We start from the raw sequence: 18,865 nt of genomic DNA on the forward strand, positions 1-18,865 counted from the left end.
TTTAATTTTATTTACGAACTACTTTTACTCGTTTAGCCCATTCATACCATCTCTCTTTCATGGTATTTAGTTTCTGAGGATGTACCAATGCGAGATCATTCAATTCAGTAGGGTCTTTCTTTAAATTATAGAGTTCCCATTTTTTTCCATCTCCATCTCTTGAATATGCAATTTTCCAATCTCCTTTTCTATACCCTTTATTGGTACCATGCTCTACAAACCACTCGTCTCTGTCTAATTTTTTATCATGAACAACAGGTATCAAACTTAGCCCTTCCATAGGTTGAATTTTATTTCCATGATAATTTACAGGATATTCAGCATTTGTAACATCTATAATAGTTGGCATGATATCAATAATACTAGCAACCTCTTTTTTTAAAACATTTTTATTTTTGATTCCTTTCGGCCAATGCATAATAAATGGAGTAGCAACCCCACCTTGATGACCAGATTTTTTGTATTTTCTATAAGGTGTATTGCTTAAATTAGCCCAAGATGGACCATAGCTTTGATATGTTGTAGCTGGCCCAGGCATAAGATTTGGAATATTTTTTGAGATAACTTTTTCACCATCCAAAGTAACAGTCAATTCACGTGAATCAATATATTTTTCAACTTCATTCAAAGTTTCCATACACCCACCATTATCAGATAAAAATAAAATTAAGGTATTCTCAAATTCGCCTTCTTTTTTTAGTTCATCTATAATTCTACCAATACCTTGATCCATATTATCTACTTGGGCCGCATAAGTTTTCATGCGCTGTAATTCCCACTCCTTATTTTCTACAGAACTCCATTCTTTTGCACGAGGATCACGTGGACTTAGTTTGGTGTTTTTGGGAACAATTCCCATTTTTTTCATTCTTTTTAATCTCTCTTCTCTTAAAATATCCCATCCTTTATCGTAAACACCTTCATATTTTTCAATATCCTTTTCTAAAGCATGTAATGGCCAATGTGGAGCTGTATAAGCAACATAAAAGAAAAAGGGTTGCTTCGCTTTTTCTTTAAAATGTTGATCTAAAAATGTTACTGTAGAATCTGAAATTGCATCTGTATAATAAAACTTATCTGTTGTTTTTAAATCTACGCTTTCATTATTATAGCTTATCGTAAAGGGATCAAAATAACTTCCTGCACCTTGTATGGTTCCAAAAAACTTATCAAAACCACGCTGTTTTGGCCAATTGTGTATATCCTCTTTTGTATAAGAGTCTGCAACATGCCACTTACCTGTCATATAGGTTGCATATCCGTTTGATTTTAAAACCTCAGCAATTGTAACTGCCTTTTCACTTAAATCTCCATAACCATTGCCAACCATTCCGCCAACACCTGCTTGATGCGGATAAAGTCCTGTTAAAATGGAAGCTCTGGTTGGACAACATCTTGCGTTATTATAAAATTGATTAAAACGTACTCCGTTTTTTGCTAATCCGTCTAAATTTGGGGTTTTTACTTCACCTCCATAACAACCGATATCAGAATAGCCCATATCATCTGCCATAATTAATATGACGTTGGGTTGTTTAGTTTGTGCGTTAACAACTTGACTTAGCAACCCTACAAACAGTACTAATTTTATAATTTTAAACTTCATATGCTATAATTTTTCAAAACGGATTGCTCGTTATAATATCTTTCGTTTTTTTTACTGTGGTTTAATTCCTTTTGGTTTTTTACCCGTTTTAAACCACTCTACCAATAATAAATATTTTTTAGTTCTTGCCTCGCCTTCATACGAATCAAAGACATCTCCATTATCTGACATTCTTGGGTCTTTTTGTTTTTCTAATTCGCAAAAAAGTTCTTTATGAAGCTTCTTTTTAATTTGATCATATTTAGAGTTTGATGCCAAATTATGTAAACATTCCGGGTCTCTCTTTAAATCGTATAATTCCTCCTGAGGTCTTTTTCCGTAATTCCACTGAAAAGGCAAACTCGTTTTAGGTAAGTTTTTAGTATATTTTTTAGTTGGACTAGTATCTGTATCTCTATAATCTGCATCAGGAGTACCACTTGGCCATCTTTCCGGATGAAAATTATAAGAATACACAAAGTCTTTATTATGAATACTACGTACAGGATATCCCCAACCATTTGGTCTACTTGGGTCATTTCTTTCCCTTCCTGTTATTACAATATCTCTACTTTTATCCGCTTTATTATTAAAAATATCTAGCAAACTTTTCCCTTCCATTTTTATCATTCCGCTACCTTTTTCTTTAATATTTGAAATTTCAAAAATAGTTGGCGCAATATCTATAAAACTTGCAAAGTCATTGACAACTCTACCTGGTTTTACTATTTTAGATGGCCATTTTACAGCAAAAGGAACTCTTGTAGCAAAATCAAAAGGATGCCCTTTATATCTCGGAAATGGCATTCCATTATCTGAAGTTACTATGATAATTGTATTCTCTAATTCGCCTATACTAGCTAAGTAATCTAGCATTTTACCTAAGTGATTGTCATAGTGCTCTACCTCTACTGCATAATCTAAAATATCGTGCTTCACATCATCAGAATCTCCCCAAAATGTTGGATAAAAATCTAAGTCAGAAAACTTCTTTCCATTTTTATTTACACCAGATTTAAACTCGTAACTTCTATGTGGTTCTTTACAACCATACCAAAAGAAAAAAGGAGTATCCTTTGGTTTTTTATCCATAAAAACCTTAAAATTCTCAGCATAATCTATTTTATTAATACCTGCAGCCGGTACATTTTTATTTTTAATTTCGTTATATGCTTTACCTGTGAGTTCTCTTTTTTTACCTTTTTCAAACATACCTGGTCCCCAACCTTTTCCGGTAAAACCGGTAGTATATCCGTTTTCACCCATCACTTCAATAAAACTTTTAAATTTATCTGGCCAAATAGGTGTTAAATTAGCTGCATTTTCTATTTGCCATGGATTTCTACCTGTAACAACAACTGCTCTAGAAGGAGAACATTTACTACTTGGTGTAAACATATTATTAAAAAGCAATCCTTCTTTGGCTACTTTATCAAAATTAGGTGTTTGTAAAAAATGATATCCATAAGCACTAGCGTGCGACATATCATCTGCAATTGCAAATAATACATTTGGTCTTTTGGTTTGCGCCATAGAAACTTGGCTAATAAAACCTACTAAAACGATTAAATTTCTGATTATTTTATACATGATTTCTATTTTTTATTCTTTTTTATTGAATTCTTTCCTTTAAGCGCTCTTGCGTAATAATTAGCCAATTCTTTTACTTTCTCTGGATTTGTACTTGCCAGATTAACCAACTCCGTTGGATCTTTTTTAATATTATACAATGCCCATTCTCCTTTGTTCATTTGTGCTATCTTAAAATCGCCACTTCTAAACATTTTAAATCCATTAATCCCCGAAATAAAGAAATCTGGTTCTTTACGTTGTTCTCCTTTAAAAATTGGCATTAAAGAACTTCCGTGTAAAGGTTTTGTAGCAACACCATTTATAGTTTCTGGGTATTCAATACCTAGAATATCTAAAAAAGTAGGTGCAATATCCACCACATGTCCTGGTTGATCAGTAAACGTATTGGGTTTGATATTTTTTGGCCAATAGGCAATAAATGGCGTATGACTGCCGCCTTCCATTCCAGATTGCTTATATTGTCTATAAGGTGTATTCGCTAAGTTTGCCCAGGTTGTACGCAAACTCCAATAAGAATTTGCTGGCCCAGGTTGTACATCTTTTACTCTATTAGAATAAAAAGGACAAGCCCCATTATCACTTAAAAAAAGAATAATTGTATTTTCTAGCACGCCTTCTTTTTCTAATTTATCTAAAACACGACCTATGTTTTGATCCATTCTATCAATCATTGCAGCATACACAGACATTTCTAAATCTAGAGAATCTTTTTTTGCTTCGGATAAACTTTCCCAAGGGTAATAATCGGTATAATCCTTTACAAAAGGACCTCTTTTTTTGTTTAAATTATTCTCTGGCGGACTTAACTTATGCTCTTTAGAAATAACGCCCAAGGCAAGCATTTTTTTGTAACGTTCTTCACGTAATTTATCCCAACCTTTTTTATACTTTCCTCTATATTTCTCAATATCCTCAGGTCTTGCTTGTAATGGATAATGTCCGGCATGATAAGGTAAATACAAAAAGAAAGGCTTTTCTTCTTTGAAAGATTCATCTAACCAATTCAATGCATAATCCGTCATAAAATCTGTTTTATACATTGGTGAAATTTCATGCTTAATTTCACTCGGTTTTAATTCTTTACCGTTTAAAAGGAATTTCTGCGAAAATTCTCCAGATGGAGGTAAATAATACTCTGTAGTTGCCCAAAAAAGTAACGATTTATCAAAAGCATTTTGTGATCTGCAATACTCAGGTACCCAATTATTAAAATGCTCTTTACCACTCATCATACTGGTGTAACCCGCTTGTTTTGTTAAGTTGGCTAAATGAACCGCTCCTTTACCTCCATTATACAAACCTGTTAAGAGTGATGATCTTGTTGCTGCACATTTTGCCATATTATAAAATGTGGTAAATCGTAATCCTTCACTTGCCAGCTTATCTATATTTGGCGTTTCTATTTCTGCTCCATACGCACCAATATCAGAGAAACCAATATCATCAGCCATAATTAAAACAATGTTGGGTTTTTTATGATTTGTTTGCCCAACAACTATATTTGTCAGTATCAAAAAAGATACAAATACTAATTTAGAAACAACTTTTACATTCAGTTTCATATACTTTTAATTTTTACCTTTATTATTTATTATTTTGCTTCAGGAAAAATGGTCGCATATAAATACCTGCATCTAATAGCACCATCTAAATAATTAGTATTGAATATTAGTTTACCTACCTTAATAAAGAGTAGATGCACCTGGTTTTCTCAATGCTAAAAACTTATTTTTCAATTGACTTATTTTTTCTTTGTACACTTCTTTTTCCTTAAGATTTCCTGATGGATCTTCTAAAACATTATCCTTAAGATTATACAACCCATCAACCTTTAAATCATCAAAAACATCTCTTTTAGTTACAGACATCACTAATTTAAAATCTCCTTCGCGAATAGCGTAATAACCACCTTTCCCTTTTTGAGCTTGATGCATTAAATATTTATGAATAGGAGCTTCGGATTTACCTGTTAGAATTGGTAATAAATTTGCAGCGTCTAGCACTTCCTCTTTTTCTAAACTAACATTTGTAACTGCTGCTATTGTTGGCATAACATCATGACCAACCATAACAATATCCGATTCACTTTTTGGCTTTATATGTCCAGACCAAACGGCAACAAACGGAATTCTATGTCCACCTTCATAAATGGAACCTTTATATCCATTCTTACCATCACTAGAATCATGTCCCGCTTTTTCTAAAAGAGGACTGTGCTTACTGTTTGACAAACCTCCATTGTCTGATGTAAACACGATAAGAGTATTATCATATAAATTATTTTTCTTCAAAGCGGCAATCATCATACCTACTTGTGCATCCAATTCTTTAATCATATCACCATGATTCTCAAGTGTAGAACCTGAAATTTTTTCTCCATTTAATGTTGATGAAGGAGTGTGTGGCACATGCACTGCTTGACTACAATAGTAAAGAAAGAAAGGTTTTTTATTATTTGATTGTTGGTTAATATAAGAAACCACTTTATTAGCTAAAATAGGTCCAGTTAACGCAGGATCCCAATTAGAATCACCAACACTACCTCCTACTTTTCTTTTATTCTCGTCAGAATATTTTAGTTGCTCAAAAGGGATTTTTGTAATTTTAGAATCTGCTTTAAGCTTCATAAATTTTCCATCTTCATAAAATGCATACGGAACATTTTGAATACCTTCTGGCAAAGCAACAGAATAATCAAAACCGTAATAACCAGCTCCTTTTTGCAAGTTTTCATAACCAGAAATACTCTTTGGCTTCGCATCCCAATCGCCACCAAGTCCCCATTTTCCGAAAAAAGCGGTATTATATCCTCCTTTTTTTGCTACACGCGCTACTGTTGTAAAGTTTGGTTCTATTCCAGCATCTCTATCTGGTCCCCAAACGCCCCAAGGTCCTTTTTTATTTCGATATGAAAAATTACCCGTCATCATAGAAAAACGTGTAGGTGCGCAAAGTGAAGCCGGTGAATGCGCATCAGAAAACCGCATTCCTTGGTCTATTAATTTGTCAATATTTGGGGTTGGCACTACAGGTTCTTTCCCGGTACGTTGTTTGTGATAAAAACCAATATCTCCCACACCAATATCATCAGCCATAATTACTACAATATTGGGTTTGTTTTGTGCTGAAATAGTATTTGCGAATAAACAAAATAGCACTAAAATTTTAAGGAATTGTTTTGTTCTCATTATTTTATTTTTAATCATTAGGATTTACAATATTCTTCCAATCTGGATACACTTCTCGCTTTTTAGCATATCTGCCTCCAACAACTAATGGTGCTGGTGGTGCTACATCTAACACTTTTTGAAGATTATTTTTAGCTTTCTGAGCCTCAATATTGTTTGTATCTAACTTTAAATTGTTTTTTTCATGCAAGTCATTCGGAATATCATATAACTCTCCTGTTTTATATAATTTATAAGTTTGATTTCTAACAAACTGAATTCCTTCAAATTTCCCCCAATAGGGTTGATATTGCCAAAACACCCAATCTCTTGGATTTCCTATTTTATTTTCTAATTGTGGTAAAAAACTACGTCCATCAATAGGATCGTCTTTACCAAGTTTAATTTTTGCAGCACTTGCAATTGTTGCATAGAAATCTGTAAAATCTACTAAATCGTTACTTTGAACACCCTTTGGCGTATGTCCTTTCCAATAAGCAACCAACGGCACATGTGTACCCATATCTATGGTTTTTCCTTTTCCTCCAACAACATTTTCTCCTTTCCATTTTGAAGTAATAGAAGCTGTACCGTTGTCCGAAGTAAATAATATAATTGTGTTCTCTAACTGACCAACAGCTTCAACTTTAGCAACTATTTTACCCACTATTTTATCCAAATAACTCACCATTGCCACATAATTGGCTTTTTTTAATTTTTTGTCTTTCGGCGTATGATTTGCATTTTGAGACCTATCTCCATCTCCTATAGTATCTGGTGTAGGAACAAAAGGACTGTGTACCAACACCGTTGGATAATACACAAAGAAAGGTGCATCCTTATTCTTTTCAATAAAATCACAAACAAAATCAGACATAATATCTGGACCGTATTTTCCTTGATTATCTTCTATGCTAAGAAATTTCCCGTTTTGAAGTAAAGGTGGACTCCAAAAGCGTTCTCCTCCATTTTTTCCTTTTTTTCCTGTAGTTACTTGCCATAAACAAGACTCATCAAACCCTGCCTTAAATGGTCTTGTTTTATCTAAACTTCCTGGTAATTTATTATACAAACCGTTTAGTTGCCACTTACCAGCAATGGCTGTTTTATAACCGTTATCTCTCATTAAATTCCCAAAAGTTTTATCTTTTGGATTCAAATACCCGAAATGAGTATAATTTCTAAAATTGTATTGACCCGTCATAATTTTTACACGAGACGGTGTACAAATTGGCATAGAATAACAATGATTAAATTGAAGTCCTTTTGCCGCCAAAGCATCAATATTGGGTGTTTTATAATCTTCTGCTCCATAAGTGCTAAAGCAATTCCAACTTACATCATCTGCCATAATAAGAATGATATTTGGTTTTTCTTGTGCAGAAAGCTGGATAAAAACTAAAAACATCAATAAGGAATTTAAAATATTGGTTTTACATTTCATCTGTCTTAAAATTAAAAATGTTTTTTATTTTTTTGAAATATCTTTAGTTAAATCAGCATCATAATCCTTCATTTTATTTAAAAGCTCATTTGCTTTCTTAGGATTTTTTTCAATTAAATTTTCAGATTCTGATATATCTTCTTTCAGATTAAACAACTTAATTTTAAGATCATCTCCTTTAGGTTTATACCAACCTGCTTTTCTGTACCCTTTAATTAAATATTTCCAATCTCCCTGACGAATTCCATCTATTTTTGTAGAATTAGAACCATAGAAATACATTTCTTTTCTTGGTGATTCTTTCGTTTTCCCTTTTAGAAATTTTGAAAGATCATAACCATCATAAACCCTATCTTTTGGCATGCAAATACCGGTGAAATTTGCAATAGTTGGAAGAACATCTAACGAAGAAACTACTTCATCACTTGTAATGCCCGCTTTAATCTCTTCTGGAGCCCAAAATATTGCTGGTACTCTTTGTCCTCCATCATAGGTTTCAAACTTTCTTCCTTTTAATGGTTTTGCAGAACCATGACTATTTGGCCCATTATCTGAGGCAAAAATCACTAAGGTATTTTTATCTAAACCATTTTCTTTTAAAGCCTTAAAAACTTCACCAACACTCCAATCTATTTCTGCAATAGCATCGTAATAAGGGCTTGTTCCACTGATTCCTTTAAATTTATCACCTACAAAAATTGGTACATGAGGAAAAGAATGTGCGAAGTACAAAAAGAAAGGTTTCTCTTTATTTTTTTTGATAAATGAAACTGCTTCTTTTGTGTATCTCTCCGTTAAAGTTGTTTGATTTGTAGGATACTCTACAATCTCATTACCTCTTAATAAAGGCGCTTTATCTTTTAATTCATTCTTGTATTTTTTCTCTCCGCTATCTACTTTTTTAATATCATCATACATCATTTCTAATGTGTAACCATCGTTTAAAACTATGTTTGGAGAAATATCAATTCCAGAGGCAATAGACATATTATTGCTGTAAGGAATTCCGTAATAAGAATCAAAACCCTGATTCAGTGGTAAGTATTTTTTAGCATGCCCTAAATGCCATTTTCCAACCAAACCCGTTGCGTAGTTTTTTTCTTTTAATAATTCCGCAATAGTAATTTCATTTGGAGAAAGTCCTTTTTCATTTTTTTTAGGAAATAAAACTCCAGGAATCCCAACTCGTTTAGGCATTCTACCAGTTAATAAAGCAGCTCGTGATGGTGAACAAACAGAAGAAGCTACATAAAAACTTGTTAGTTTTAGTCCTTCTTCTGCCATCTGATCTATGTAAGGTGTTTTTACTTTATTTGAACCAAAACAACTTAAATCTTCATACCCTTGGTCATCCGTAAAAATAACAATCACGTTTTTTACTTGAGATTGTAGTATTGCTGTTTGGAACAATGCTAAAAATAGTATTACAAAATATTTCATATTTTCTTTTTTTTTATTGTTGAATATCTTCTTCTAATTTTACATCAAATACTTTCATTAGTTTAATAAGCTCTTCTGCTTTTTTAGGATTTGTTTTAAACAAATTGTTTTTTTCTGAAATGTCTTTTTTTACATTGTATAGTTTATCAACCAAATCATCGCCTTTTAATTTCCCTGCATTTTTTACTTTGTGTCCTTTATATAGAAATTTCCAATCACCAGCACGAACTCCATCAATAACTGTTGTATTTGCAGAATAATAAAACATTTCATTTCTAGCCGATTTTTTTGAATTCCCACTTAAAAATGCGGTTTGATCATATCCGTCATAAATTCTATTATCGGGCATTTTAATTCCAGCATATTTAGCTATGGTAGGAAAAATATCTAAAGAAGAAATTAATTCGTCACTTTCAGATCCTGCTTTAATTTCCCCTGGCGCCCAAATAATTCCTGGCACTCTTTGTCCGCCTTCATAAGTAGAAAACTTTTTCCCTTTTAAAGGTTTGGCAGAACCTAAACTATTAGGACCGTTGTCTGAACAGAAAATAACCACTGTATTTTTATCTAATTTATTTTCCTTTAAAGCTTTTAAAACTTCACCAACACTCCAATCAATTTCTTTAATTGCATCGTAATAAGGACCACCGTTACTTGAATTTTTAAATGGATCGCTCACATAAATGGGTCTGTGTGGAAACGTATGTGCGAAATACAAAAAGAACGGTTTTTCTTTGTTTTTTTTGATAAATGAGATGGCTTCTTTGGTATATCTTTTTGTTAAAGTTGATTGATCTGCAGGATATTCTATCACCTTATTCCCTCTCATTAAAGGCGGTTTGTTTCTTAATTCACTATAATGTTTATCCACTCTTTTTGCATCAGAATGTAACTGTTCAATGGTATAGCCATCATTTAAAACTACATCCGGAGAAATTTCCATATTAGGCGCAATAGACATATCATTACTATATGGAATTCCGTAATAAGAATCAAAACCTTGATTTAAAGGTAAATACTCTTTTTCATGACCTAAATGCCATTTACCAACCAATGCGGTTTCATAATTTTTTTCTTTTAAATGTTCTGCAATTGTAATTTCTTCTGGCGGCAATCCGTGTCCGTTAAAAATGGCTGGAGTAGAAAATAAAACTTTGGGAACTCCCGCGCGTTTTGGCATTCTACCGGTTAATAAAGCCGCTCTTGAAGGAGAACATACTGATGAAGCTACATAAAAACTTGTTAGCTTCATTCCCTCTGCTGCCATTTGATCTATATTAGGTGTATGGACATTTTTAGAGCCAAAACAACTTAAATCTTCATAACCTTGATCATCCGTAAAAATAATGATGAAGTTTTTTTTCTGGGTCTGAGCATGCATCATGTTTATCAATAAACAAAAAGCGATTAGTATTTTAAATTTCTGCATATTATTTTCTTTCAATTTTAAAAACCACTGCAAATTTACATGGCTGTGTTGAAGGTAATTTTAAAAGCATTCCTTCTTTGTTTTGGCTCCATTTAATCTGTTCATTACTACCTAACATCGAAACCGATTTTATATCACCAGGATATAGTTTTCCATAAGTTCCTAGACTTCTAATATTTAATTCTTCTCCTGGCCAGTCTAAGCAAATAGCATACAATACATTCTCTTTTTGTGTAAAACGAATGTCTTCCGAAGTGTATTTTGGAATAAAATCTCCATGATTTTTTCCTTGACCATGATGACCCGGGTTTGTAACTTCTGTTGGGCCTTCACCATAAAATACCCAAGGCATGGTACCATAAATTGCTTCTCCATTCATTTTTAACCAATCTCCAATTTCGAAAAGTTCTTTTTTAACTTCTTCTGCAAAAGTACCGTCTGCTTTTGGAGGAACATTTAATAACATTCTACCATTTTTACTGGTCATATCCACTAACATATCTACCAACATGCCGGCATCTTTCACTTTGTTTAAAGGATTGTAAAACCAAGTAGCGCGCCAATCAAAATGACGTTGCATGTTTACATCTGCCATCCAAGGATCATATTGTAAACCCAATAAATTACCATCTTCAATATCTCTTACACCAATGCCAACAGGAATATCATGCGTTTTATAAATAACCTCAACTTCTTTATTCCACTCTAACCCCTTGTTAAAGAAATAACTAATCATTTTTTGTTGATATGTTTCTGGCGCACTTATCAATTTATTAGAAACATTTGGAAGTAAACGGCCATTTACCATTTCCTTTTTTAGAACTTTATGAACCGTACCTCCAAAACCGGTATCAAACCAAATCATATCTGGTTGATATTTATCTACAGATTCTGAAATTCTGGCGTACCACGCATCAAAAATTTGATCGCTAATTCGTCCGTTATTAGAAACTGCATATTTAGAATTGTCTTGTGTAGGATCTATAATTGATTTATTTTCTAAACTTATTTGTCCCCACATTCTGCTCCAAAAATCACCTGTATGATAACTTGCTATTACGGGCATTCCTCTTTTATGAAGTTCTTTAGACAAACTGCCATAAATATCAACTTTAGGTCCTTTTTTGGTAGAATTCCAGTTTGTAATATCACTATCCCAATTTACAATACCACTACCATGCCAAGCCACAGGACCACCAAATTGCGCACCTGTTCTCTGCATTACATCTACCCAATTTTTAGCACTAAACTTATCTCCTTTCCATTGCTCGATAGCTTGCAACCGTGTAATTTCATCTTTTTTATACATAACCTCAACTGTTTGAGGTCCCCAATGACAATAAATACCAAACTTTAAATCATCGAACCAATTAGGCGTTTGGTGCTTTCTTAAAGAAGTCCAATTGGCCTGATATTGTTCTTTTGAAGCTTCTGCAATCTGTTCGTTTTTTACTTTACAAGAAATTGATAAAACTCCAATTAACAAGAAAATTATATATTTTTTAGTATTCATATTATGAGAAAGTTATATTCCTTTTTCGTTTTGAGTTCAACTAATACTTTCTAAAAACCCATTGATATTACTGATGATCAACCACCAAAAACTGACCTACTTGAAATACTTTACCTGGTGCTAATTTTATCAATTTTACTGTGGTTGTATGCACTCCTCTTTTTAGTTCCTTCAAAAAAGTATATTTGGTTTGAGTTTTTCCATTTCGAGATTTCATATCGAAAATTTTAGAAATACCATCCGTAGTTACTTCTACTTTTATTGCTCCTTTAGCTTCTAATATTGAAGTAAAACCTAATAAAAATCCTTCCCATTTTAATGTAAATGTTTCGCCAATGGTTTCAGTTTTCATCGCTTTCTCAAACAGTGTTTTAGTACCACCATTTTTATCTGTTAAATCATCATTGATCATCGTTTCATCACCTAAATCAACATTTTGCCAATTTTTACTAAATTTAGCTTGAGTTACGGGCACTAAAGAAGCTCCGGAAAAATTATTCTCTTTTAAAGGTTTCGGTATTTTATGAATACCTGGAGTCCCAAAATTTTCAATAGATTTTAAAGACCTTACTAAAACATCTCTATAAATATCATGCCCTGCTTCTACCGGGTGTGTACCATCATTTGTAAATACTATTTTCCCTTTTGATGGACTGTCTCCTTTTTGAAACACAAGCTTATCTTCATTTAATAACTTTACAACTTCCAATCCAAATTCTATGGAAGTAATTCCATAATGATTAGCAACTGGCTCCATAAATTTACCTGCATTGGTTTGATTTCCTTTTTGAATATCGGCAATCATTCCTTTAGAAATTGTATATACAATACAGATATCTGCATTCGGATTCTGTTTCCAAATTTGTGGAATCAATCCTTCTAAAGCACGCCCTTGATACGCGCCACCATTGTTAACTCTGTATTCAATAAAAACCATATCTGGATTGCGTATCAACAAATGATTGTTTATTCTACAAGCTCCATATTCTGGACCTGTTCCTCCAATTGCAGCATTTACTTGTGTAATATTTGCTTTTGGATACTCACTTTTAAGCCATTCTATAGATTTAGTTCGCCACAATCCACCATTGGTGATGCTTCCTCCAATATATCCAATCTTTACATCTTCGCCTGCTTTTAGTTTTTTAAAGAAGTTTGGCAAACCGTTCCTTACTCTAAGTTCCTCTGTTTTATTTGGATCGAAATTAAATTTTTCTTTGGAAACTTGTGCTAATAAACTGCTTGAAGCGATTATAAGCAAACTAAAAAATAATGTGATTTTAAATTTCATCTGTATGTTTTTTTTTTAATATTTAATCTTTTATTATTCTTGGTAATACTAAATTTTCCAACTCAATAACTCATTCATCTCCAAAAAGAAGAACAAGGCCCAATCTTGATCGTTGGCAAACTCATCATAGAACTCAGCTTTAACTCCATTTACTTTTTCTGGATAAATGTATGCAGCAGCGCCAGTTCCATCATTTCTAATATTACACAGATTGTTTTCTAAGCAAATTTTCCCTCTACGCAAATAATCTTCATTACCAGTAGCTGCGTAGTATAATATATAAGCACGACCAGTAAGTGCAGACCAGTAATGCGGCATTGTATCTCCCCAAGATTGTCTTTTACCAAACCAATACCCATCCCAATGACGGATTCCTATTTCATTTAAATGATAATCTGGTTGCTGACCATTAAAAGCTTTTAAGATTGCCAAATGTTTTTCTCCTTCTTCTAAATAATGTGTATCCTGAGTAATTAAGTACAATTCCATGTAAAAATTAACGGCAGGAGAAACGATAGACTGTTCAAACACCACTTCATGACTTGGGTAATTAATACCGTTTTTGTCATACTCTATTGCTACTTTTTTATAATCATTCAACAGAATTTCAGCTTCTTTGTTAAAACCTGCTTCACGCAAATAATCAATACTTTTTTTGATGGGTACACAGATTGCATAAAAATCATATCCAAATTCTTTATACCATTTTCGCATGGTATGATAACAATCCATTATGTAAACAGGGTTTTTAGTCTGCTTGTATAATTCTGCATAAAATGCTGCTACCCAAGGATAATTATACCCTCTATGTCTTTTATTATGAGCGACTGTAGAGTATACTTTATAGTCTTTTGTTTGTAATTTGTAACGTACAAATTGATAATACTCTTCAAGAGACTTCTTATATTTTTTATTTGAATTTGGAAATTGTTGCAACCAATTCGCAATGGCAACTCCCATTCCCAAACGTTCAGCTCCTTCATCATGATCTACTTTAAAAGGAATATTCGGATAAATCTCTTTCTCCTCATTGTCATACACCATATAAGCACCGAATTTCTCATCCGTTTTATCTCCCATTTGTTGCTTATCGATGATAAAATCAACTCTATTTTTCATTAACTTTTCCGTAGGAGTCGAATAAAAAAGATTGATGACCGTCTTTTTTCCGTTGTAGTTTAAGGTTACTATTTTGTCTCCTGGTTTTTTGGCCTTGTATTCAACTGAAATTAAATTCCCATTTTGTTTGAATTTAAGTGACTTTCCATCAACACTACAACTTACATTTTCTAATTTATTTTTTGATTTAAAACGCATTTTTGCTGTTTCTCCAACAGGGATAAAATACTTATCTGCTTCTGCAATTACAGTTCCACTTTCCAACGCTTTTTTGTAGAAATCTTCATATCCTTTATGCCAAAACACTTTCCATGTTAAACCATAATTATCTCCTGGTTTAATGGTTGTTGGTTCCACTTTTAGTGTAATTCCTCCCCGAAGATTAGAACCTGCTACTTTTCTTGGTAAATCTCTTGTGTTTATTAATTCATAATGACGAATACTTCCTTCTGTTAAAACCAAACCTAAATGCGGTGCTTCAGTACCCATTCTAATAGCATTTACATAAGACGAATTATATCCACCAGCCCAAACATGTGTATTACAACGACTCGTCATACATACTTCTGCGCCACCAGCATACCAATCTTTAAAAGGAGTATAAATACCCATATCAACTACTTTTAAGGATTCTGAGCTGTTATTTTCAATTTTGAAATTCTCTATTAAATCCCCATCAGCATTAAAAGAACGTGTAATTTTTAAAGTGAAATCTGTAAATTCATAAGACAATATTGTTTTACCATTCTTTTCAGAAATATCAGATACTGAATTCCATTTATAGGTTTCTTGCTTTCCTGATTTTTCTAGAGTAATAAATCCAAGTCCCCATGCATATTCAGGTGTAAACCATTCTAAATCGGATCCATCACAATTGAAAATCCAATTCATTTTGTATTTATCACCCTTATTCATAATCTTTTGGATACCTCCTGTATTTATATCTGTATGGATTATAAAATCTTTATTTTGAGCAGTAACATTTCCTAAAAACAGGAAACCTACTATCAAAAATAAAATACTCTTTAAATTATTTTTCATTATTTCTTTTCTAACGTTTAAAATTATCCGAATTAATCAAAACTACTTATCCCAATTGTCCTCAATTACTTTCTGAATATTAGGATACTTAGCATCTTCTTCATTTAAAGACTTTCGCTTTTCTTTTAAATCCTTTTTTAATTGCTGTATAATTTCTGCATACGCAGGATCATTGTACTTATTATCCATTTCTTTCGGATCTTTTTCCAAATCATAAAACTCCCAAGCTGCTGGCGTATTCATGGCAAATAATGGTCTTTTCTTTTTACCTTTCCAATGCACCAAATCATCTCTGTATGGTTCACCATAAAAAAATATTAACTTGTACTTTTTTGTTCTAATTCCAAAGTGAGCAGGATTGTTGTGCTTGTGTGCCATGTGCATCCAATAACGATAATAGGTAGATTGCTGCCAACTTTCTGGTTCTTTACCCGTTTCTAATAACTCACTAAAACTGTTTCCTTGCATATAAGATGGCGTTTTACCTCCTGCCAATTCTATAATGGTTGGTGCATAATCTGTATTATTTACAATGGCATCAGTTCTTGTTCCGGCTTTTATCATTTTAGGATATCTCACCAAAAACGGCATGCGCATTGCTTCTTCATACATCCATCTTTTATCGATATAATCATGTTCTCCCAGCATAAAACCTTGATCTCCGGTATACATAATTATAGTATTGTCCATCAATCCTTCTTTTTCTAAATAATCAAAAAGACGTTTTACATTATCATCTACACCTTTTACGCAGCGCAAATACCTTTTTAAATATTCTTGATACGCTTGTCTTTTGTATTCATCATCAGAAAGATTTGGATCAATTTCCATATGTTGCCCCATGTTTCTAATTACATTTCTTTTTCCGACGGATGAACCTATGGTATCCATTAAAGAACCATTAATTCCTTTAGTAGCTATAGAACCATTATTCTGATTATCCCATAAACTTGCAGGTTCTGGAATGGTAACATCTTCTAAATAATCTTTGTAACGTGGCGCAAATTCAAACATATCATGCGGCGCTTTAAAATGATGCAACAACATAAATGGCTTGCTTTTATCTCTAATATTTTTTAACCAATTTAAAGAAGCATCCGTTACAACATCAGAAGAATGACCTTCGTATCTTTTCCCCGGAAACGTTCCCGTTTTTTTATAAAGCTTATAATTAGAAACAGAATCTAACGCTCCTTTTTCTCGCATTACAGGATTAAAGTATTCTCCTTGATTGTAAAATACTTTGTAATAACCAAAAGCTTCCGGTGCATCTTTTAAATGCCATTTTCCCATCACCGCCGTTTGATAGCCCAATTTATTCATTTCGATAGGCAAATATTGTCTGTCTGCAGGTAAATTCCCGTCTAAATCTAACACGCCATTAGCTTGACTGTATTGTCCTGTAATAATACTTGCTCTTGATGGTGTACAAATAGCATTGGTACAAAAGGCATTTTCAAAAAGAATTCCTTCTTTTGCCAATCTATCAATTGTTGGTGTAGGATTCAGTTTTGCCAATCGACTACCATACGCACCAATAGCTTGCGATGTATGATCATCTGCCATGATAAATATGATATTCGGTTTTTGACGTTCTTTTACTTCACTTTTATCAACACCACAGCTACTTAAACTTAAAAAAGCAACGGTTACAACAAGAAAATTCAACATTGGAGTTTTCATACTATTCTGATTTACACTTTATGATTTTATATCTGATACTTATTTTAAAGTAATTTTATATACAATGGCAGCTTCACCAAATTCTGGCATTTTTTTAGGTGATGTAACTGTTAATCCGTTTGCTGTTTTATTCCATTTGATACGTTCTTTACTTCCTAAAACTTTTATCGATTTAATTTTTAAATCTTTCGCTTTTCCTGCAAAAGTTTTAAGCGTAATTTCTTGTTTAGCACCTGGCCACCCTAATTGAATAGCATACACATTTTTACCATTTTTTGTATACCTAATATCTTTAGAATTTAAGTCTTGTAAACCTGCTTTAATTGCTCCATAAGCATTCCACTCATCTTCCGGGTTTCTTTTTAATATGGTTGAACCTTGACCAAACTCTACAAAAGGACGTGTTTTGTAAATAGCCTCTCCATATGCTCCTAACCAGTCTCCAATACCTTCCATTGCAGCCACTTGTTCTTCCGGAATAATTCCTTCTGCCATTGGTGCAGCAGCTAAAATCATCACTCCGTTTTTACTTACAACTTCAGCTAAAATTCTAATTGCTTTTTGTGGATTAATAGCAGTACGTTTGTCCTTATTGTATCCCCAAGAACTTCCTATTTGAAAATCTGTTACCCAAACCTCAGGCGTAATGTCTTCCATGGTTGCTCTCTCTAAATTAACAATTGCTAAATCCGTTGGAAAAAAATCTCCTTTAGTATTTACAACTACTTCTTTATTTAACTCAGCTGCTTTGTTAAAATAGTCTGCTAAAAATTGCTTACGATATTTTTCATTTACATAACCCTGAGCAAAATCCATCCAAATATAATCAGGACAATATTCGTCTATAACTTCATCTAGTTTTCCTAACCATATATCACATTCTTCTTGATAACTCATATTTCCGTAAAGCTTACGGTATTTTGGGTCTTGAGGTACTTCACAGTTTTGGTAAACTGCGTTGTGCTGACTTAAAGGACGAAGTGCACTATTTTCTACTTTTGGAAAAAACATCATATGAAAACCATGATGAAAAGTAGTCATGAATTTTAAATTACGCTTTTTAACCTCTAATGCCATTTCTTTAACAACATCAATTTTAGGTCCCATATTTTTAGAATTCCATTCATTTACTTTGCTTTCCCAAAGCGAAAATCCATCATGGTGTTCAGCTATAGTACCTATAAATTTAGCACCCATGTATTCAAATTTATCAACCCATTCTTTCGCACTAAATTGCTCTCCTTTCCATTCTGGGATAAAATCGTGGTATTGCTTATCTCTTCCGTAGGTTTTTGTGTGGTAATCATAAATATCTTTACCCCAACTTTTTCTACGGTCCTTATCATACATAAAACGACCATACCACTCATTTCCATTAGCAGGCACATTGTACACTCCCCAATGAAAATAAACGCCTAATTTTGCATCTGCAAACCATTCTGGAGAAGGTTTGTGTTTTTTTAAACTTTCCCATTCTGGCTTAAATTTATCTTGTGCGTTTGATACATTTATTGCTGTCATAACAGCTACTAGTATTAATAATATTCTTTGTTTCATGTC

At 32.9% G+C, this 18,865-nt stretch carries 12 protein-coding genes; all 12 read right to left on the reverse strand.

What is annotated here, in order from left to right; all coding sequences use genetic code 11:
* Positions 1 to 7 precede the first annotated feature (7 nt).
* Entirely contained in the window at positions 8 to 1,606 is a 1,599-nt protein-coding gene (locus tag MPF19_RS11195; protein ID WP_249988297.1) for an arylsulfatase, read from the reverse strand.
* Between the two features lie 51 nt (positions 1,607 to 1,657).
* Positions 1,658 to 3,175, reverse strand: a complete 1,518-nt coding sequence (locus MPF19_RS11200) for a sulfatase family protein (RefSeq protein ID WP_249988298.1) — start codon at positions 3,173 to 3,175, stop codon at positions 1,658 to 1,660.
* Between the two features lie 5 nt (positions 3,176 to 3,180).
* Positions 3,181 to 4,740, reverse strand: a complete 1,560-nt coding sequence (locus MPF19_RS11205) for an arylsulfatase (protein WP_249988299.1) — start codon at positions 4,738 to 4,740, stop codon at positions 3,181 to 3,183.
* A gap of 120 nt (positions 4,741 to 4,860) precedes the next feature.
* Positions 4,861 to 6,366 (reverse strand): sulfatase family protein, encoded by a 1,506-nt coding sequence (locus tag MPF19_RS11210; protein WP_249988300.1) that lies wholly within the window; start codon positions 6,364 to 6,366, stop codon positions 4,861 to 4,863.
* Between the two features lie 10 nt (positions 6,367 to 6,376).
* A complete protein-coding gene (locus MPF19_RS11215) occupies positions 6,377 to 7,789 on the reverse strand; it encodes a sulfatase family protein (protein ID WP_249988301.1) in 1,413 nt (470 codons plus the stop codon).
* A 24-nt stretch (positions 7,790 to 7,813) separates the two neighbouring features.
* Positions 7,814 to 9,229, reverse strand: coding sequence for a sulfatase family protein (locus MPF19_RS11220; RefSeq protein WP_249988302.1), 1,416 nt, complete (start codon positions 9,227 to 9,229; stop codon positions 7,814 to 7,816).
* Positions 9,230 to 9,242: 13 nt separating this feature from the next.
* The gene (locus MPF19_RS11225) at positions 9,243 to 10,658 is read right to left on the reverse strand and encodes a sulfatase family protein (RefSeq protein WP_249988303.1); all 1,416 of its coding nucleotides are present in this window, start codon (positions 10,656 to 10,658) and stop codon (positions 9,243 to 9,245) included.
* Position 10,659: 1 nt separating this feature from the next.
* A complete protein-coding gene (locus MPF19_RS11230) occupies positions 10,660 to 12,171 on the reverse strand; it encodes an alpha-L-fucosidase (RefSeq protein WP_249988304.1) in 1,512 nt (503 codons plus the stop codon).
* 67 nt (positions 12,172 to 12,238) lie between these two features.
* Positions 12,239 to 13,462 carry an SGNH/GDSL hydrolase family protein gene (locus MPF19_RS11235; protein ID WP_249988305.1) on the reverse strand — a complete coding sequence of 408 codons (1,224 nt, stop codon included), beginning with the start codon at positions 13,460 to 13,462 and terminating at the stop codon, positions 12,239 to 12,241.
* A gap of 48 nt (positions 13,463 to 13,510) precedes the next feature.
* The gene (locus MPF19_RS11240) at positions 13,511 to 15,622 is read right to left on the reverse strand and encodes a hypothetical protein (protein WP_249988306.1); all 2,112 of its coding nucleotides are present in this window, start codon (positions 15,620 to 15,622) and stop codon (positions 13,511 to 13,513) included.
* A 42-nt stretch (positions 15,623 to 15,664) separates the two neighbouring features.
* Positions 15,665 to 17,305, reverse strand: a complete 1,641-nt coding sequence (locus MPF19_RS11245) for a sulfatase family protein (RefSeq protein ID WP_249988307.1) — start codon at positions 17,303 to 17,305, stop codon at positions 15,665 to 15,667.
* Between the two features lie 39 nt (positions 17,306 to 17,344).
* The gene (locus MPF19_RS11250; protein ID WP_249988308.1) at positions 17,345 to 18,862 is read right to left on the reverse strand and encodes an alpha-L-fucosidase; all 1,518 of its coding nucleotides are present in this window, start codon (positions 18,860 to 18,862) and stop codon (positions 17,345 to 17,347) included.
* Between the last annotated feature and the right edge of the window lie 3 nt (positions 18,863 to 18,865).

Source organism: Polaribacter sp. Z014 (assembly GCF_023555435.1).
Lineage (GTDB): Bacteria > Bacteroidota > Bacteroidia > Flavobacteriales > Flavobacteriaceae > Polaribacter.